The sequence below is a fragment of the Blautia sp. SF-50 genome (assembly GCF_900101315.1).
Taxonomy (GTDB): domain Bacteria; phylum Bacillota; class Clostridia; order Lachnospirales; family Lachnospiraceae; genus Blautia_A; species Blautia_A fusiformis.
In genome coordinates this window covers 1-17,769 of sequence record NZ_FMUW01000022.1, presented here as the reverse complement: position 1 = coordinate 17,769, position 17,769 = coordinate 1, and the positions used below count along the sequence as shown (strand labels likewise).

Annotated in this window: 17 protein-coding genes, 1 tRNA gene, 1 other RNA gene and 1 pseudogene; 16 read left to right on the top strand and 4 right to left on the bottom strand. The window is 46.2% G+C overall.

The genetic code is table 11. The features are described 5' to 3' along the window. The first annotated feature begins 168 nt into the window (after positions 1-168). Together BLP57_RS12870 and BLP57_RS12865 are read left to right on the top strand one after the other, a co-directional pair. Positions 169-242 (top strand) — tRNA-Pro (locus BLP57_RS12870). Positions 243-377: 135 nt separating this feature from the next. Continuing rightward, positions 378-1,490, top strand: coding sequence for a DUF6128 domain-containing protein (locus BLP57_RS12865; protein ID WP_092072228.1), 1,113 nt, complete (start codon positions 378-380; stop codon positions 1,488-1,490). A 55-nt stretch (positions 1,491-1,545) separates the two neighbouring features. Here the strand turns inward: BLP57_RS12865 and BLP57_RS12860 are convergent, their stop codons facing one another. Next, positions 1,546-2,241: an anaerobic ribonucleoside-triphosphate reductase activating protein gene (locus BLP57_RS12860; RefSeq protein WP_092072225.1), complete on the bottom strand. Its 696-nt coding sequence runs from the start codon at positions 2,239-2,241 to the stop codon at positions 1,546-1,548. A gap of 164 nt (positions 2,242-2,405) precedes the next feature. On the opposite strand from BLP57_RS12860, the pseudogene BLP57_RS12855 reads away from it, so the two are divergent. From BLP57_RS12855 to BLP57_RS12845, 3 genes and pseudogenes are all read left to right on the top strand, one after another. Then, a pseudogene (locus BLP57_RS12855) lies at positions 2,406-2,594 on the top strand (family 1 glycosylhydrolase); the annotation flags it as partial. A 301-nt stretch (positions 2,595-2,895) separates the two neighbouring features. Beyond that, a complete protein-coding gene (gene tadA / locus BLP57_RS12850) occupies positions 2,896-3,456 on the top strand; it encodes a tRNA adenosine(34) deaminase TadA (protein WP_242872628.1) in 561 nt (186 codons plus the stop codon). Positions 3,457-3,578: 122 nt separating this feature from the next. Beyond that, a complete protein-coding gene (locus BLP57_RS12845; protein WP_092072222.1) occupies positions 3,579-4,016 on the top strand; it encodes a GatB/YqeY domain-containing protein in 438 nt (145 codons plus the stop codon). Between the two features lie 94 nt (positions 4,017-4,110). Here the strand turns inward: BLP57_RS12845 and ffs are convergent. Further along, an RNA gene (ffs, locus tag BLP57_RS12840) (signal recognition particle sRNA large type) lies at positions 4,111-4,372 on the bottom strand. Between the two features lie 53 nt (positions 4,373-4,425). Then, positions 4,426-5,187, bottom strand: coding sequence for a hypothetical protein (locus tag BLP57_RS12835; protein WP_092072219.1), 762 nt, complete (start codon positions 5,185-5,187; stop codon positions 4,426-4,428). A 290-nt stretch (positions 5,188-5,477) separates the two neighbouring features. Between BLP57_RS12835 and BLP57_RS12830 the strand changes: the two genes are divergently transcribed. The 8 genes from BLP57_RS12830 to BLP57_RS12795 all read left to right on the top strand — a co-directional run bounded on the left by BLP57_RS12830 (position 5,478) and on the right by BLP57_RS12795 (position 13,203). Beyond that, a complete protein-coding gene (locus BLP57_RS12830; RefSeq protein WP_021977972.1) occupies positions 5,478-6,560 on the top strand; it encodes a 6-phosphofructokinase in 1,083 nt (360 codons plus the stop codon). A 70-nt stretch (positions 6,561-6,630) separates the two neighbouring features. Then, positions 6,631-8,253 (top strand): DNA polymerase III subunit gamma/tau, encoded by a 1,623-nt coding sequence (gene dnaX, locus BLP57_RS12825; RefSeq protein WP_092072216.1) that lies wholly within the window; start codon positions 6,631-6,633, stop codon positions 8,251-8,253. Between the two features lie 31 nt (positions 8,254-8,284). Next, positions 8,285-8,641: a YbaB/EbfC family nucleoid-associated protein gene (locus BLP57_RS12820; protein WP_015525666.1), complete on the top strand. Its 357-nt coding sequence runs from the start codon at positions 8,285-8,287 to the stop codon at positions 8,639-8,641. Continuing rightward, positions 8,641-9,237: a recombination mediator RecR gene (gene recR / locus BLP57_RS12815; protein ID WP_015525667.1), complete on the top strand. Its 597-nt coding sequence runs from the start codon at positions 8,641-8,643 to the stop codon at positions 9,235-9,237. Before BLP57_RS12820 ends, recR begins: the two co-directional genes overlap by 1 nt. Positions 9,238-9,324: 87 nt before the next feature. After that, positions 9,325-10,443 carry a LacI family DNA-binding transcriptional regulator gene (locus BLP57_RS12810; protein WP_092072213.1) on the top strand — a complete coding sequence of 373 codons (1,119 nt, stop codon included), beginning with the start codon at positions 9,325-9,327 and terminating at the stop codon, positions 10,441-10,443. Positions 10,444-10,717: 274 nt separating this feature from the next. Continuing rightward, complete coding sequence (gene fsa, locus BLP57_RS12805; RefSeq protein ID WP_015525668.1) at positions 10,718-11,371, top strand: fructose-6-phosphate aldolase; 654 nt, start codon at positions 10,718-10,720, stop codon at positions 11,369-11,371. A 66-nt stretch (positions 11,372-11,437) separates the two neighbouring features. Beyond that, on the top strand, positions 11,438-12,277 hold the full coding sequence (locus tag BLP57_RS12800) for a transketolase (RefSeq protein ID WP_015525669.1): 840 nt from the start codon (positions 11,438-11,440) through the stop codon (positions 12,275-12,277). Beyond that, the gene (locus BLP57_RS12795) at positions 12,265-13,203 is read left to right on the top strand and encodes a transketolase family protein (RefSeq protein ID WP_015525670.1); all 939 of its coding nucleotides are present in this window, start codon (positions 12,265-12,267) and stop codon (positions 13,201-13,203) included. The genes BLP57_RS12800 and BLP57_RS12795 overlap by 13 nt, the downstream gene beginning before the upstream one ends. On the opposite strand, the gene yyaC is transcribed toward BLP57_RS12795, so the two are convergent. Further along, complete coding sequence (gene yyaC / locus BLP57_RS12790) at positions 13,176-13,763, bottom strand: spore protease YyaC (RefSeq protein WP_092072210.1); 588 nt, start codon at positions 13,761-13,763, stop codon at positions 13,176-13,178. The genes BLP57_RS12795 and yyaC overlap by 28 nt on opposite strands. 157 nt (positions 13,764-13,920) lie before the next feature. Here yyaC and BLP57_RS12785 point away from each other — a divergent pair, with 157 nt between their 5' ends. The 3 genes from BLP57_RS12785 (at position 13,921) to BLP57_RS12775 (ending at position 17,200) form a co-directional block, all read left to right on the top strand. Continuing rightward, complete coding sequence (locus BLP57_RS12785) at positions 13,921-15,183, top strand: LysM peptidoglycan-binding domain-containing protein (RefSeq protein ID WP_092072207.1); 1,263 nt, start codon at positions 13,921-13,923, stop codon at positions 15,181-15,183. 114 nt (positions 15,184-15,297) lie between these two features. Then, entirely contained in the window at positions 15,298-16,482 is a 1,185-nt protein-coding gene (locus tag BLP57_RS12780) for a DUF5711 family protein (protein WP_092072268.1), read from the top strand. Between the two features lie 10 nt (positions 16,483-16,492). Then, complete coding sequence (locus tag BLP57_RS12775) at positions 16,493-17,200, top strand: CvpA family protein (RefSeq protein ID WP_015525674.1); 708 nt, start codon at positions 16,493-16,495, stop codon at positions 17,198-17,200. The last annotated feature ends 569 nt before the right edge of the window (positions 17,201-17,769 follow it).

Genomic DNA, 17,769 nt, shown 5'->3' with positions numbered 1-17,769 from the left:
CCTTTCCCAAAACTGCTTCGGGTCTGCGAAAATGCATGCCCGAAGCAGGAAAAAAGAAAAAATTCGATTTTTTTGAAAAATTTTAATTTTTTCTATTGACAAAGTACAGAAACTCTAATATAATAGCTCTTGCAGTTGAGCAACACACAAACAACTGAAACAGAATAACGAAGCGTGGCTCAGTTTGGTAGAGCGCTGCGTTCGGGACGCAGAGGTCGCAGGTTCAAATCCTGTCGCTTCGACTAACAGCTTGAGAATCCCTTGGTTGAGGGGTTCTTTTTTATGTTTGTACATCCTGGAGCTTTTTTCAGTTGATGGAATGATTTCTCTCGATCTTCATATATATTAACGAAACCGAAATACCGGAGGGACGTGCGTTGGCTGGATATCAGCGTTTTGTTGCGTATGTGTACGAGTATCGGAAAGGAAAAAAAGATAGCAGCAGCGGTTATGTGAGGGTGGAGGCCAGAGATAGGAAATGCCGTGTGGAGGTTCATCTGCGCTGCGTTGGACTGGAGCCTGGAAGTCGGTGCAGAGTGTATGGGTTTGTGCGGCAGGAAGGGCTGATGGATGGTATTTTGATCGGAAGCTGTGTTACAGGGCGGGAGCGGATCGAGTGCACACTGGAGACGGATACAGGGGATATTGGAGGCATGGGAAAAAGTCTTCAGGAGCTTGGAGGACTGCTTCTGATCTCCGATGCCGGCGGATTCTGGGGAACGGAATGGGATGATCAGCCGATCCGGCCGGAGAATTTCCGCGAGTGGAAGAAAAAAGAAACGGAATCTCGGAAGGCAGCGGAGAAAACAGGAATGGAACCTCGGAAGGCAGCGGAGAAAAAAGGCAGAGAGCAGGGAGAAAAGGAAGAAGAAAATCAAAAAGATGGAACCTTGCCAGAAGTGCAGGAAAATCAGAAGGAGTCAGACAGGATCATGACGGTGGAGGAGATTCAGGAGGATGTATTAAAGACATCGGAAACCGGAAATTCATATCAGGCTCCCGGTCCGCATCCGCCGGAGCCACTGCGACCAGGCCAGCCATCACCGCATCCGCCGGAACCACCACGACCAGGCCAGCCGTCACCGCATCCGCCGGAACTACCACGGCCAGGCCAGCCGTCACCGCATCCGCCGAAACCACCGCGACCGGAGCCATCTCGTCCACTTCCGGGAATACCCTGTGATGATCCCTTTAACGACGGCTATTTCACAGACTGCCGCAAGATCAGACCATCGGACTGCAGTGCCTTATGCAGAAAAAACGGCTGTTTCTGCAGCAACCGTTTTGTCATGTACGGATATCAAAATTTCGGCCATCTTCTGCTGTGCAGAAATCCCCGGGGACAGTACATACTGGGAGTACCCGGTGGATACAGCCAGCAGGAACGGTTTATGGCCAATATGTTTGGCTTTCCCTACTTTAAGGAATGTCCGGATATTCATATCCCAGGCGGAAAGGGAGGATACTGGTACTGTTTTATTAACATCTGATCAGAAAAATTTCGGCATCCATGCAGATAAGCAAACAGTTTTGCAAATCCGCAGATCACAGCTCCATACCACGAATTTCTACTACCGGGATCGTCTGAGACAGGATATCCCGGTAGTTTTTTATTTCTTCCTCGGAGCAGGCAGAGAATCCCGGTATCAGAACTCCGTCGGAATCCCGGTAAGCCTGGAGATAATAAGCTTTTGCACCGCTTAACCATCGGCTGATCTCCTGAAAATCTTTTTCGGAATGAAGTTCCCTCACAACCGTTGTACGAAATTCATAATCAAGGTGTCCGTCCAGCAGCCATCCGGCAGTTTCCCGGATCCCATCCAGATCAGCATGTACACCAGTAAGCACATGATAGTTGGAAGGACAGGCCTTGATATCCATGGCAACCTTGTTGATCAGGTCAGCTGCTGCGAGATTTTTTACCACGGAGGGGCGGGAACCGTTGGTATCGAGCTTCACATCATAGCCCAGCTCCCTGATCCTGCTGAGAAATTCCGGCAGCTCCGGTGCAAGTGTGGGTTCACCGCCGGAAATGCAGACGCCATCGAGAATCCCCTTTCTTTTTTTTAGAAAAGCCAGGATTTCCTCCTGGGAATATTCAGGCTGGGTGTCAGGCTCCACGACAAGAGCTCCATTCTGGCAGAATGGGCAGCGGAAGTTGCAGCCGCCTAAGAATATGGTACAGGCTACCCTTCCCGGATAATCCAGCAGGGTTGTTTTGTTAAATCCACATATTTTCATAGGAAAATCCCCTTGTTTCTCTTATTTATGATACTACAAGCATACTCTCCCCCGAAAAAAGCTGCAAGCCTTTTTAACCGAATCAAGTAAGTTTCCTGCGGAGCTGCGAAAAGCAGTAAGCAGAGATGGGGACTTGCTCATGGAAGAAAAAAAACATATAATTTATGGGCTACACCTCCTAGGGCTGCATTGACCTTGTCAGTGCATCTACAGCAGAGCTGAAAAAACGCTACGGCTACATCTACGTGGACCGCAACGACGATGGAACAGGTACACTGAACCGTTATAAGAAAAAATCCTTCTATTGGTATAAAGATGTGATCGCTACCAATGGTGAGTCACTTCACAAATAATCTGGCTGCTTGACTTTCCGGAAAAAAGCAGATATAATGCATTCATTGACGCAGACAATGGAGTTCGCGAGAGCTTCCGTTGTCTGCGTTTTTCTGTTATACAATAAGAAAACGCTGCAGAAATTAGTGTGGAAATTTCTGTGGCGTTTTTTGTGTTGCAAATATCTGTTTTGCAGCAGATTGACATGAAATACCGGAAAAGCTATAATCGAACGGACAGAAGGCTGAGAGCAGTCTTAGTTTGAACAGATAGAATCCCGGAGCTTTTTCCGGAATGTGAAGTTACAGGAGGAGTAAAAACGTGACAGATCAGGAACGTTTTATGAAAGAGGCAATCCGTCAGGCAAAAAAGGCCCGTGCATTGGAGGAAGTGCCGATCGGCTGCGTGATCGTGCATGAGGGAAAGATCATAGCCAGAGGCTACAATCGTCGCAATACAGATAAAAATACCTTATCTCATGCAGAGCTTAATGCTATCCGAAAGGCAAGTAAAAGGCTGGGAGACTGGCGTCTGGAGGGATGCACCATGTATGTAACGCTGGAGCCTTGTCAGATGTGTTCCGGTGCACTGGTACAGTCCAGGATCGATGAGGTGGTGATCGGCTGTATGAACCCGAAAGCAGGCTGTGCCGGATCTGTGATGAATCTTCTTCAGATCGAAGGCTTTAATCATCAGGTAAAGATCACAGAAGGGATATTGGAAGAGGAATGCTCCGAAATGCTTTCCACATTTTTCAGGGAACTGCGGGAGAAAAAGAAGCAGGCAAAAATCCTGAAGAAGCAGGAAGCAGAGCGCCTTGCCGGGCAGACACAGTCAGAGAGAGCGGAACAGAACGAAAAATCCCGGGAGATTTACTCTTGACAGAATCCTGTGAAAATATCAAAATAAAATCATAAATGGATTTCACTATTACAGACAGAAAATCCATTCAGGTCAAACGAAAGTCGTTGATACAGGAACGACAGAAAATGGAGGAACAAAAAATGGAACTTGAAGCTTTAAGAAAAGACATGGTAGCAGCAATGAAGGCCAAAGATAAGGTAACAAAGGAAGCAGTTTCCGCACTGATCGCAGCAGTAAAAAAAGCTGCCATTGATGAGGGATGCCGTGATGACATCAAAGGAGAGCTTGTAGACAAAGTTATCCTGAAAGAGCTGAAAACAGCAAAAGAGCAGATCGACACCTGCCCTGCAGAACGTACAGATCTGAAAGAGGAGTATCAGGCAAGATATGATATCATTGCGAAATATGCTCCGAAGCAGATGGATGAAGCAGAGATCAAGACTTATATTGAGGAGAAATTTGCAGATGTTCTGGCAACAGGAAATAAAGGCCAGATCATGAAGGCAGTTATGGGAGATCTGAAGGGAAAGGCAGACGGCAAGCTGATCAATCAGGTAGTTGCCGGATATTGTAAATAAAATAATAGTACAAAAAATCCCGCCGGATCAGTCATAAATGACGGACCCGGCGGGAATGCTGTTTATATAGAGATCATATATTATAACCTTTTTTACGCGCGCCGCACCTCGGAATGGTCTCACAGACGTTACCTTTACAGTTAACTCAGCCCAGGCACCCTCACGGCACACAAGAGCTTCTGCTTAGTGCTGCTGCATTCCTGCCCTGACACGGTTCACAGATTCCTGTTGCGTAAGACCCAGACGTCAACGCCACTTATAAAGGGCTGCTCTGCAAGATACAAGCCTCAGATTGGCATCACCCCTGCTGTAGCGGATTGCAGGTACAGGGCACCGCTATCTCCCCGGCTGCGCGGAATTTAATTATAGACTCTGAAACCAGATTTGTCAAGGTACAGACCGAAATAAATCAGTTCATATTAAGTGTACAGTACTGTACCGCCCCGTTTTTGGTGTTGCGAAGGGTGAAGCTGATATAGGCGGACTGCTTCGCGGAAAGGTTTCCGATACGGAGCGTGGAAGAAGAAGCCCCGCTGTTAGGGGCGTTGTAATTGGTACTATACTGTGTATGGGTCCGGTTGTTGTTGAAAGAAACGCCTGTGATCTTCCAGCCATTTGCAGTGGTGCATTTCATGACAGCATTCTTCTGTGCCTTGTTGGCGTAACGAAAGGCGTTATGGCCGGAGATTTTGAATTTTCCGGCAAGATTGCCTTTTACACCTGTGATGGAGACGGATTTTAACGGGTTGACATAACGAAGCACCTTGATGGTGGAAGTATAGGTTTTGTTTCCGACCTTGAAGGAAATCTTTCCGGTTCCGGGCTTTTTAACGGCAAAACCGATATTGTAGAAATGATCGGAGTGAGTGTACGGTTTTGCACCCTTGCGGAAAGCCTCCGTGGTACTTTTGCAGCTGCTGGAACCGAAGGAATCCAGTGCGATCACAGATCCTCCGCTGACTACTTTAACATTGGATTTGAGAATGTTCTGTTTAGCAGGAATATTGCTGATCGAGATCTCATCGTATCCCAAGTCCTTTCCGGATGTGGGCATATAAACGATCCGGGTTTTGGAATAATTGATCGCTGCACTGGCGGCGAGAGGAGTCATGGCGCATACCATGGCTGCGGCTAATAAAGCGCAGGATAGTTTTTTGAGGATTTTTTTCATAGGACGCTCCTTTCCTGGTAAAAATTTTCTGTAAACATACGAAAGTTACTGATAATTTTATTTTACGATGTGATACAGGTAAAGTCAATCAATACACTCGCTGTTTTCGTGCTTTTTTGGCTATTGTACACTGCCTGAAAATGCTTTATAATATTATATTGTGTAAAACTCTGTGAAAAGAGAGGATACAGTAGTTGTTCTGCAGAAATACGTCAGGTGGAATATCTGTCTTATATGCAGACAGCAACAAATAAAATGTGCACATAAGAGGGCACAGAATGGAGGACGCTATGATTAAAAGAATCGGTCTGCTGACAAGCGGTGGTGACTGTCAGGCACTGAACGCAACCATGAGAGGCGTTGTAAAGGGTCTGAGCAACAGCGTTGAGAACCTTGAGGTTTATGGATTTGATGACGGATATAAGGGACTGATCTACGGGAAATACCGTATGCTTACAGCCAGGGACTTTTCCGGAATCCTGACTCAGGGCGGAACTATTCTCGGAACATCCAGACAGCCATTCAAACTGATGCGGGTTCCGGATGAGAAGGGACTGGACAAGGTTGAGGCCATGAAACAGACTTACTATAAGCTCTGTCTTGACTGTCTTGTGATCCTCGGCGGAAACGGAACGCAGAAAACCGCCAATCTTCTCCGCGAGGAAGGCCTGAATATCATCCATCTTCCGAAGACCATTGATAATGATATCTGGGGTACAGATATGACCTTTGGCTTCCAGAGCGCTCTGGAGATCGCAACAAATGCCATTGACTGCATCCATACAACAGCTGCATCTCATGGACGTGTATTTATTGTTGAGATCATGGGACATAAGGTCGGAAGCCTTACACTGAATGCCGGTGTTGCAGGCGGAGCAGATGTGATCCTGATCCCGGAGATCCCATATGATATCAATAAGGTTGTAGAAGCCATCCAGAAGCGTAACAAGGCAGGCAAGCGTTTTACCATTCTTGCAGTAGCTGAGGGAGCTATCTCAAAAGAAGATGCAGAGCTTCCGAAGAAAAAATACAAAGAAAAGCTTGCGGAAAGAGCGAAGAAATATCCGTCTGTATCCTATGAGATCGCAGACCAGATCCAGCAGGTGACCGGAAGTGAGGTACGTATCACAGTTCCGGGACATATGCAGCGAGGCGGAGAGCCATGTGCATATGACCGCGTTCTTTCCACAAGGATCGGTGCCGGTGCAGCGCAGGCGATCATGGATGAGGAATACGGTGTTATGATCGGTGTCATCAACGGCAAGATCAAGAGGGTTCCTCTTGCTGAATGCGCAGGCAAGCTGAAGATGGTATCTCCAAAGGATCAGCTTGTAAAAGCAGCCAAACAGATCGGAATCAGTTTTGGCGATTAATGAATTATGAGTCATCTGGCCGCCGCGGGAGTCTTTCCGCGGCGACTGTGGCGAAGAGAAGGAGAGTTTTATGAGTTATACTGCTCTTTACCGTAAATTTCGTCCCGACAATTTTGACGATGTAAAAGGACAGGATCATATTGTGACAACACTGACCAACCAGATCAAGGCGAACCGTATCGGACACGCATACCTGTTCTGCGGAACGCGTGGTACCGGAAAAACTACGGTTGCAAAGATCCTGGCGAAGGCAGTAAACTGTGAACATCCTGTAAATGGCAGCCCCTGCAATGAATGTGCCATGTGCAAGGCCATTCAGGCGGGAACTGCCATGAATGTGATCGAGATCGATGCAGCCTCCAACAACGGTGTTGATAACATCCGTGAGATCCGTGAGGAAGTGGCTTATCGTCCAACAGAGGGCAAATACAAGGTTTATATCATCGATGAGGTGCATATGCTCTCAACAGGTGCATTTAATGCTCTTCTGAAAACATTGGAGGAGCCGCCTTCTTATGTTATTTTTATCCTGGCGACTACAGAGGCCCACAAGATACCGATCACAATACTGTCCAGATGTCAGCGCTATGACTTTCACCGGATATCCATTGATACCATTGCTGCCAGACTTTCCGAGCTTCTGACAGCAGAAGGGGTGGAAGCAGAGGAGAAGGCTGTACGCTATGTGGCAAAAAAAGGCGACGGGTCCATGCGAGATGCCCTGAGTCTTCTGGATCAGTGTATTTCCTTTTATCTGGGACAGGTGCTTACTTATGATAAAGTCCTGGATGTTCTGGGAGCTGTGGATACAGAGGTATTCAGTAGGCTTCTCCGAAAGGTTCTTTCCGGCGATGTGACAGGTTCCATCCATGTGCTGGAGGACCTGATCACAGGCGGCCGGGAGCTGGGACAGTTTGTATCAGATTTTACCTGGTATATGCGAAATCTTCTGCTTGTGAAGACTTCCGAAAATCCGGAGGAAGCCATTGATGTTTCTTCTGAGAATCTGAAGCTTCTGAAGGAAGAGAGCGGGATGACAGATGTGGAGACGCTGATGCGTTATATTCGTATTTTTTCCGATCTGTCCAATCAGATCCGTTTTGCAAGCCAGAAGCGTGTATTGGTGGAAATCGCACTGATCAAGCTGTGCAGACCGGCCATGGAGACAAATCTGGACTCTGTTCTTGACAGGCTTCGTGTCCTGGAAAAGCAGATGGAGGAACGGCCTGTGCAGCAGGTGATCGTTCGGGAGAGCGAGGCCGGTGGAGCCGGGGAACCGGGGGCGGCAGTGACCGGTACAGCAACGGTACAGCAGCAGAAACCACAGAAGGCAGCTCCTGAGGATCTTCAGAAGATCGTGGCAGGCTGGCGTGCCATCGTGGGTCAGACTACCGGACTTTTCAAGCAGTCCCTGCAGCGTGCAGTCCCCAAGTATAACGGAGAAACAGGAGATCCCATCCTTTATGTGGAATTCCAGGATTTTCTGGGGATGAATTATGTAGACAATCCGGAGGCGAAGAAAGAGCTTCAGGACATTATTGCTGCCCGGACAGGCAAAAGCGTGGAGATACATATGCTGGTAGCCAACAAACATCAGCACACCAATCTCGCGCAGATCACAGTAGACGATGCACTTCGGGAGAATATCCACATGGATATCGTAGTGGAAGAAGACCCGGATGAGGAGTCATAAATCCGTAAACAAAAAACAGGAGGAAAGTATTATGGCAAAAAGAGGTGGATTTCCTGGCATGGGTATGCCGGGAAACATGAATAATCTTATGAAACAGGCGCAGAAAATGCAGCGTCAGATGGAAGAAAACCAGAAAGCTCTTGAGGAAAAAGAGTTTACAGCAACAGTAGGCGGCGGAGCTGTTTCCGTTACAGTTTCCGGTAAACGTGAAATAACAAAGGTCACACTTTCCGAGGAAGCGGTAGATCCGGATGATATCGAGATGCTTGAGGACATGATCGCGGCAGCAACAAATGAGGCGCTCCGTCAGGTTGAGTCCGAGTCAGCAGCAGTGATGTCCAAACTCACAGGCGGCCTTGGCGGTCTTGGCGGAGGTCTTCCTTTCTGATGGAATATTACAGCAGCCATATCAATAAACTTATTGAGCAGCTTTCCCATCTTCCGGGGATCGGAGCCAAATCTGCCCAGCGTCTTGCATTTCATATCATGAATATGCCGAAGGACCAGGTGGAGCAGCTGACCGCCTCCATTACCGATGCAAGGCAGAATGTTCAGTACTGTAAGTGCTGTTACACGCTGACAGACCAGGAGCTTTGTCCGATCTGCGCCAATCCCAAAAGGGATCACAGCACGATCATGGTGGTTGAGAATACCAGGGATCTGGCAGCATATGAGAAAACAGGTAAATTTGATGGTGTATATCATGTACTTCATGGTGCGATCTCCCCGATGCTTGGGATCGGGCCGGATGATATTAAACTGAAGGAACTGATGAAGCGCCTTCAGGGGGATGTAAAGGAAGTTATTGTGGCAACCAATTCCAGTCTTGAAGGCGAAACAACAGCTATGTACATCAGTAAGCTGATCAAACCGACCGGGATCAAAGTAAGCCGTATCGCCAGCGGAGTTCCGGTGGGCGGTGATCTGGAGTATATTGATGAGGTGACACTTCTCCGGGCATTGGAAGGAAGAGTGGAGCTATAACCGGATCAGGTGAAAAATTCCCTGAGGGATTGCAAAAAGTGATAAGCAGCCAGGAAATTTTCCCAGATTATAAAGGAGGTGAGACTGGTGGCAAAAAAGAAAGCAACCTCATCGGATGTGGCAGTACGCGCAGGAGTTTCCCAGGCAACGGTATCCATGGTGCTGAACCGGAAATATAATGTTTCTTTTTCGAGAGAAACTGTGGAGCGGGTGGAGCAGGCGGCCAGAGAGCTTGGCTATGAGCTTCCCGGACGTCGGAAACACAAAGCTGACAGAAAAGAAAAGCTGATCGTTGTTTTCTGCCCCACACTCACCAGTCCCTATTATGTACTGCTGCTTCAGGGGATCGAGGCTGTGGCCAATGAGCAGGGATATGGGGTATTTATCTGCAACACCCAGCGCGATGCGGGGTTGGAAGAAAAATATCTCCGTATGATGCAGACCATGCGGCCGGCAGGGATCATCTATACCTGCAATCCTCATCCGGATTTCCAGCATCAGGTAGAAAAGATCGCAAAAGAAACACCACTGGTCATCATCAGCAACAAGGAAAAAACAACCACGGTAGATGCTATCAATCAGGACAACACAGTGGTAGGAAGGCTGATGGCCAGACATCTTCTTGATCTGGGGCACACGGATGTGGCATTTATCACGCCGCCACTTACCAGACGGCAGTGGCAGCGCTCCAAGCGTGTGGAGGGTTTTGTCCGCGAGTTTGAAAAAGAGGGAAAAAAGGATCATGTGCTCATCAAGGCGGCAGATGAGTCCAATGACAGAAAGATCCCGCGGATGGATTCCGAGTATGCCATGGGCTACGAGCTGACCATGGAGCTTCTCCAGGAAGGACATAAATTTACGGCTATCGCAGGACAGAATGACATGATGGCCATAGGCGCCATTGATGCGCTGCATGAAATGAGGATACACGTTCCGAAGGATGTTTCTGTCATAGGGTGCGACAATATTTTTTATTCCGGCATCCGCAGGATCTCCCTGACAACCATTGATCATTTTGTTGCGCTGAAGGGAAGAGATGCCTGTGACATCATCATCCGTAAGATCGACATGAATGATAAATTTTACCTGGATGAAAGACCTGCCAGCCTGTATAATATCGAATATACCCCGAAGCTGATCAAGCGCCGCACGACGGGGTATGCAAGACTGGACAGAAACCAGTCTGATGAACAGAAAAATAAATAATGGCGCAAAAATTATTAATAATAATATATAGAGAGAGTTTCCATGACACATTTGAATAGAAACCTTGTTAGCTACGATAATTACGGCGATATTCGAATTGAGGAAAATGGAAAGAAGCTGTTTTGGGTGAAAAAATTGACAGGCACTATTAATAAAACGTTATTTTATTAATAAAATATTTATTAATAAAAAACAGGTGCCTTGACCCCCGCAATGAGTTTGTTATAATGGAATCATCAAGAAAAAGAACGAACGTAAACAGGAGGAAAAAACAATGAAATTTTTTATCGACACAGCTAAAGTAGAGGATATCAGAGAAGCAAATGACATGGGAGTTATCTGTGGAGTTACAACAAACCCGTCTCTGATCGCCAAAGAAGGAAGAGACTTCAACGAGGTGATCAAAGAGATCACAACGATCGTTGACGGACCGATCAGCGGTGAGGTTAAAGCTACCACAACAGATGCTGAGGGAATGATCCGTGAGGGACGTGAGATCGCAGCCATCCATCCGAACATGGTTGTTAAGATTCCTATGACAACAGAGGGACTGAAGGCAGTTAAGGTTCTTTCCTCTGAGGGGATCAAGACAAACGTTACTCTGATCTTTTCTGCTAACCAGGCACTTCTTGCAGCAAGAGCAGGTGCTACATATGTATCTCCGTTCCTTGGAAGACTGGATGACATCTCCACAGATGGCGTTGAGCTGATCCAGCAGATCGCTGAGATGTTTGCAGTTGCAGATATCCCGACAGAGATCATCGCAGCAAGCGTTCGTCATCCAATGCATGTAACTGCATGTGCACTTGCAGGCGCAGATATCGCTACGGTACCGTTCAAGGTAATTGAGCAGATGACACATCATCCGCTGACAGATGCAGGTATCGCTAAATTCCAGGCTGATTACAAGGCAGTATTCGGTGAGTGATCGAAACCTCTTTTATATACAAATTCCCTGTGAACAGCAGGGCACTAAAAAGGAGACATTAATAACATGGATAAGTTAGAACTTCAGAAAGTTGCCAACGAAGTCCGCAAGGATATCGTAACAGCAGTCCATGCAGCAAAGGCCGGCCATCCGGGCGGATCCCTTTCTGCAGCAGACGTGTTCACCTATTTATATTTTGAAGAGATGAACATCGATCCGAAGGATCCTAAGAAGGCAGACCGTGACCGTTTTGTCCTTTCCAAAGGACATACAGCACCGGGACTCTATTCTGTACTTGCAGAGAGAGGATATTTTCCAAAAGAGGATCTGAAAACACTTCGTCATCTGGGCTCCTATCTTCAGGGACATCCGGATATGAAGCATATTCCGGGCGTTGATATGTCCAGTGGTTCTCTTGGTCAGGGAATCTCTGCAGCAGCAGGTATGGCTCTTTCTGCCAAACTCAGTAATGATGACTATCGAGTATATACATTGCTGGGTGATGGTGAGATCGAGGAAGGCCAGGTGTGGGAGGCAGCTATGTTCGCAGGCTTCCGTAAACTGGACAACCTGGTTGTGATCGTAGATAACAATGGACTTCAGATCGATGGTGACATTGCAGATGTATGCTCCCCGTATCCGATCGACAAGAAATTCGAAGCTTTCAATTTCCATGTGATCAATGTTGCGGACGGCAACGATATGGATCAGCTGAAGGCTGCTTTTGATGAGGCAAGAGCTACAAAGGGTATGCCGACAGCTATCATCATGAAAACAGTAAAAGGTAAAGGCGTTTCCTACATGGAGAACGCAGTAGGCTGGCACGGAAAAGCTCCGAATGACGAGCAGTATGCACAGGCAATGGAAGATCTGGAGAAGGTAGGTGAAGCATTATGTCAGAAGTAAAGAAAATCGCAACGAGAGCAAGCTACGGCAGTGCCCTCATAGAATTAGGAAAAAAACACGAGGATCTTATCGTTCTTGACGCTGACCTTGCTGCAGCTACACAGACAGGTATGTTTAAAAAAGAATTCCCGGAGCGTCACATTGACTGCGGTATCGCAGAGTGCAACATGATGGGTATTGCAGCAGGAATCGCTTCCACAGGTAAGGTTCCCTTTGCAAGTACTTTTGCAATGTTTGCAGCAGGACGTGCTTATGAGCAGGTTCGTAACTCCATCGGATATCCGAAGCTGAATGTAAAGATCGGAGCAACTCACGGCGGTATTTCTGTAGGTGAAGATGGCGCCACACATCAGTGCCTGGAGGATTTTGCCCTGATGAGAGTGATTCCGGGCATGGTCGTTGCAAGTCCTTCTGATGATATCGAAGCAAAAGCTATGGTTGCTGCTGCTTACGAGCATCAGGGACCGGTATACATGAGATTCGGACGTCTTGCTGTTCCGGTTATCAATGACAGACCGGATTATAAATTTGAGCTTGGTAAGGGCATCGTTCTCCGCGAGGGAAAAGATCTTACCATCATCGCAAACGGACTTTGCGTTGCACCGGCTCTTGAAGCAGCTGAGAAGCTTGCAGCAGACGGAATCGATGCAAAAGTGATCAATATCCATACCATCAAGCCTCTGGATGAGGACCTTGTTGTTGCAGCTGCCAAAGAAACCGGCAAGGTTGTAACTGTTGAGGAGCATTCCATCATCGGCGGTCTTGGCGGAGCTGTATGCGAGTGCCTGGCTGAGAAGGCACCGGTACCGGTTAAACGTATCGGAATCCATGATGTATTCGGTGAGTCCGGTCCGGCATTAGAGCTTCTTCATAAATACGGTCTCGATGCAGAGGGTATCTATAAGCAGATCAAGGAGTTCGCATAATCAAGATCAACAGAGGATAAGTCTGTTTCTGCAGGAAGTATCTTAAGGATCCCGCAGGCGATCACATCTGCAAGTGCTACCACGGTGGAGAGCCGGGTAGTCTGCAGGGTAAGCTGCTCCATGATTCCGGCAGTATTTACAATGCCGGTGATATGGATGTCCCCTACAGGTGGAAGATCTTTCTGAACACCAGCACCTGGGTAAAGTGCACCATTTCCAATGGTCACATAGCCCAGGTGTTTTTTTTGTCCAAGAGAAGCGTCTATGGCAATCACAAGGGCGTGTGGATGAAGCCTTGTGATAAGCGATGAAGTTTTTTCCAGGTTCAGGGCATGGACCGGGCAGGAAAGAGTGCCGTAGACAAAAATATGTCCGGTTTCATGAGGATGAAGAAGGTGTCCGATATATGGGCCTAAACAATCTCCGGTAACACGATCACTGCCAATGCATAAAAACACGATCTCAGTCCATTTTTTAGGACAGTGAAGAATGCATTTTTTCAGAAGATAAGCAATCTCGCCGGATGAACCGTTTTTTCCGGCATCAATGTAAAAAGCCATGAGAAACCTCGATTCTTTTTTCACTCTATCATATCCTGAAAAAAGGAAAAATATGCATGGTGCGGAATCTGTCGCTAAATTCTGTGGACAGACTCTTACATTCTGCTAAAATCCGCATTTTTACTGTGCTATGCTTGGACAGAAGGAGTGATATGAGATGATAGAAGTCATTTATAAGGAGGACACAACAGAACAGGAAGCCGCACAGGAATCGTTTTCCATGCCTAGAAATGTAAGGCAGATCGGGCTGGCGAACGGAGATTACAGGATTTATATAGAAGATTATGTATACACATTTCTCTGCAGCCTGGCAGAAGATGAAAAGCCGGAAGGCCAGGGAAGTGTGGCGGTACTTACAGGTGAAATTCAATGGACTGCAGATATGACCTGTATTTTTATAAAAGGTGCCATTGCAGCAGACGGTATGGATGCTGCGGCAGAACATATTGACTTTTCGGAAAAACTCTGGCAGAAACTGCAGGAGGATAAGGATCAGTATTTTCCGGAGCAGGAGATCGTGGGATGGTTTTTTGCACAGCCTCAGATAGCAATGGAGATCACAGAGCTTTTTGTGAAAGTACATCTCAGACATTTCGGAGGGGAAAAAATCCTGATGCTGATGGATCCTGGAGAACGGGAGGATGCCTTTTTCCGTTATGATGGCGGCATGATGGCAAAACTGAGCGGGTATTATATTTATTATGAGAAAAATTCTCAGATGCAGACGTATATGATCGAACGCAGCCAGAAAGAGGGCGGAGAAGCATCCGAGAAAGTGGAGGACAGGGCTGTCAGAAATTTCAGAAAGATCATAGACAGTAAAAATCCGGAGGAACGGGGAGAAGAGAAAACTTCTGTTTTTTCTTATGCGGCTACGGTGTGTCTGGCACTGGCAGTTCTTGTGGCTGGAGTGGGCTTTTATCGGAATCAGCAGAAAAAAACAGAGGTTCCGGAAGATTATCGCGCCGCTTCTGCTTCGGTGGTGCAGATAACACCTGCAGTAACAGAACCGGTGCGGAGTGTATCGGTTTCGCCAAAGGCGGTGCAGACGCAGAAACCGGTGCAGACACAAAAACCGGTACAGACGCAGGAAGCTGTGCGGGGAACTCCGGTCCCGACGGAAACCACGCAGAAAAGAGAAAAAATCTCAATAACACCGGAACCTCGAAGTTCAAAAAAACAGTCTGTTTCAGAAGCAACGCAAAAAAAGGATAATAAAACAGAAGAGAAAAAAACAGAAGAGACTTCAGTGGCTGCAGAAAATCCAAGGGAAACTTATGTGATCCGCCCGGGAGACACCCTGTATCAGATCAGTCTCAACCGCTATGGTACTGTAGCGGCGATGGAGCAGATCTGTGCATTAAACGGAATTTCTGCCAATGAGATCATTTATCCCGGGCAGGTAATTGTACTACCCTGATGGAGTGTGCTATAATAACTGGAAAACCAATTACAAAATAAAATACTTAAGGTAAGGGATACAGTTGTGAATATCATAAAAAAAATACAGAAAAAACAAAAGCGCAAAAAGCTGATGAGGCAAAAAGCCAGGCTTGCACAGGAACAGGCTGCACAGGAAGGCGCTCACTACGGGAGAACTTCTCATCGCCGAAGAATTTCAAGAAAGGGGAAAAAGGTGATCACAGCGGCAGTGATCGCTGCAGCAGTCTGCCTGGTTTTTCTCTATGCAGAAAAAAGAAGCTATCACAGCTATAAAGTATTAAATACAAGCGAACAGGAAGATGTTGTGTCCACACAGTATGTGGACATGGATGGAGATATCCTGAGATACAGTCCGGATGGAGTATCTGTTGTGGACAACAGCATGAATACGATCTGGAATGAAACCTATACAATGCAGAATCCTATTGCAGATGTGAATGGAAGCAGGGCGGTTGTTGCAGACAGCGAGGGAACATCGCTTTATATCTGCGACAAAAAAGGTGTGACCGGAACTGTAACAACATCTTATGCTATTGTAAAAGTGCGGATCGCATCGAATGGAATGGTTGCAGTGATCCTGGACAATGATGATAATACCTGGATCAATTTTTATAATCCGGATGGCAGTCTGGTCGCGGAAAATCTGACTAAGATCGATGATCCGGGATATCCCATGGATGTAGCAGTGTCTGATAACGGAGTGATGATGGTAACATTCCAGTATGTTGATGGAAGCAAGACTACCAGCTATGTGGCATTTTATAATTATGGGGATGTAGGGCAGAATGAGGATGATCGGATCGTAAGTGGTTATACCTATGAGAATGTAGTGATCCCGCAGGTGGAATGTATCAGTGACAGTAAGTATATTGCTTTGCGAGATGATGGATTTTCTACTTACCAGGGAAGCCAGATTCCTAAAGAAAGCAAAACAGTCAATGTAAAACAGGAGATCGTAAGTACATTTTTCAGTGATGACAGGATTGGCCTGGTATTTAAAAACAATAATAAAGATGATCTGTATACAATGGAAGTCTATAGTATGAGCGGACAGCTGAAATTCCGTAAAAATTTCAATATTCCATATACGACTATAAAAATGAGCGGAGATAATATCATCATGTATAACAGCTCGCAGATCTGCGTGATGAACAACCGTGGCGTACAGAAATATGCCGGAAATGTAGATGGAACGATCCGGGATTTCTTTAAGATCGGATGGAATAAATATCTTATGGTACTGGATACAGGCGTCAGCACCATAAAATTCAGTTAAGGGGGCAGATATGAACTGGACATGGCTTGGACTGGCTGTACTGGTCCTGCTTGCCTTTTCCATGGTGGATGGATACAGGCATGGCTTTGTAAAAGAAGTAGTATCTGCATTGCTTGTTCTGATCTCCGTTGCTCTGGTATGGCTGATCAATCCTTATGTGAATCAGTTCATACGTGAGAATACGTCTGTTTATGAAAAAATCCAGACTGCCAGCGGATCATTTGTGGATTCTCTGGCAGATGGAAAAGAAACCATGGATGAGGAGGAACAGAAGGAGCTGATCAGCAGCATGGATATTCCGGATCTCCTCCAGAAGGGAATAACAGAAAATAATACGGCATTGGTGTATCAATATCTGGCGGTTAATACATTTGCAGGGTATATTTCCGGATATCTGGCCAATGTAGCAGTGAACTGTCTTTCTTTTTTGGTATCATACATACTTTCCTCAATCCTGATCCATGTGCTGGCGTATGCCATGGATCTCCTGGCAAGATTGCCGGTCATCCGTGGGATCAACAAAATAGCCGGCGCCGTAGTAGGAGGCATGAAGTGTATTGTTTTTGTATGGGTCGGAATGCTGGTACTTACGATTTTATGCAACACGGAAATAGGGCAAAAGGGTCTGGGACTGATCCGGGGTGATACAGTACTGGATTTTCTTTATGATAAAAATATTTTTATCCGTATTTTTACAGGAATATTTTATGGTGGGTAAAAGAAACCGCATTTTGCAGACGAAAAAGCACCAGGATACAGGTGGTGACCATGTCTGTGAAATGCGGTTTTTGGCGAAAAAATACGTTTTTCAGAAAAAAATGAAATTTATGTAAAAAACATGTTGACAGGTAATGGAAAAAATGATATTCTATCAGAGTTGTTAGGAACAAATTGTTTTTAAGAAACAGATAAATACATCTGCTTTCAGAAAAATAAAAAAGTAGTTGACAAAAGACAGAAGATATGATAAAGTATCCAAGTCGTCAACGAAACGACAACAAAATCTTAACTCAAAAATGTTTGAAAAAAACTTAAAAAAGTGCTTGACAAACAAAAAGAGATGAGATAGAATAAATGAGCTGTCTGAGAGACAGATACAACAAACCTTGATAACTAAACAGTGAAACACATACGATTCTCGAAAATTTCTTTACATTTAAAGAACGGTTTAAACAAACCAAAAGCAGTAAAAACGAGAGATAGCCAAACGGTTGTCTTGAGTAAATGAATCAAACATTTTATCAGAGAGTTTGATCCTGGCTCAGGATGAACGCTGGCGGCGTGCTT

Coding starts and splice junctions, on each gene's coding strand:
- BLP57_RS12860 (WP_092072225.1), bottom strand. CDS start 2,241: ATGAAAATATGTGGATTTAACAAAACAACCCTGCTGGATTATCCGGGA.
- BLP57_RS12845 (WP_092072222.1), top strand. CDS start 3,579: ATGGAACTTGAAGCTTTAAGAAAAGACATGGTAGCAGCAATGAAGGCC.
- BLP57_RS12835 (WP_092072219.1), bottom strand. CDS start 5,187: ATGAAAAAAATCCTCAAAAAACTATCCTGCGCTTTATTAGCCGCAGCC.
- BLP57_RS12830 (WP_021977972.1), top strand. CDS start 5,478: ATGATTAAAAGAATCGGTCTGCTGACAAGCGGTGGTGACTGTCAGGCA.
- dnaX (WP_092072216.1), top strand. CDS start 6,631: ATGAGTTATACTGCTCTTTACCGTAAATTTCGTCCCGACAATTTTGAC.
- BLP57_RS12820 (WP_015525666.1), top strand. CDS start 8,285: ATGGCAAAAAGAGGTGGATTTCCTGGCATGGGTATGCCGGGAAACATG.
- recR (WP_015525667.1), top strand. CDS start 8,641: ATGGAATATTACAGCAGCCATATCAATAAACTTATTGAGCAGCTTTCC.
- fsa (WP_015525668.1), top strand. CDS start 10,718: ATGAAATTTTTTATCGACACAGCTAAAGTAGAGGATATCAGAGAAGCA.
- BLP57_RS12800 (WP_015525669.1), top strand. CDS start 11,438: ATGGATAAGTTAGAACTTCAGAAAGTTGCCAACGAAGTCCGCAAGGAT.
- BLP57_RS12795 (WP_015525670.1), top strand. CDS start 12,265: ATGTCAGAAGTAAAGAAAATCGCAACGAGAGCAAGCTACGGCAGTGCC.
- yyaC (WP_092072210.1), bottom strand. CDS start 13,763: ATGGCTTTTTACATTGATGCCGGAAAAAACGGTTCATCCGGCGAGATT.
- BLP57_RS12785 (WP_092072207.1), top strand. CDS start 13,921: ATGATAGAAGTCATTTATAAGGAGGACACAACAGAACAGGAAGCCGCA.
- BLP57_RS12780 (WP_092072268.1), top strand. CDS start 15,298: ATGAGGCAAAAAGCCAGGCTTGCACAGGAACAGGCTGCACAGGAAGGC.
- BLP57_RS12775 (WP_015525674.1), top strand. CDS start 16,493: ATGAACTGGACATGGCTTGGACTGGCTGTACTGGTCCTGCTTGCCTTT.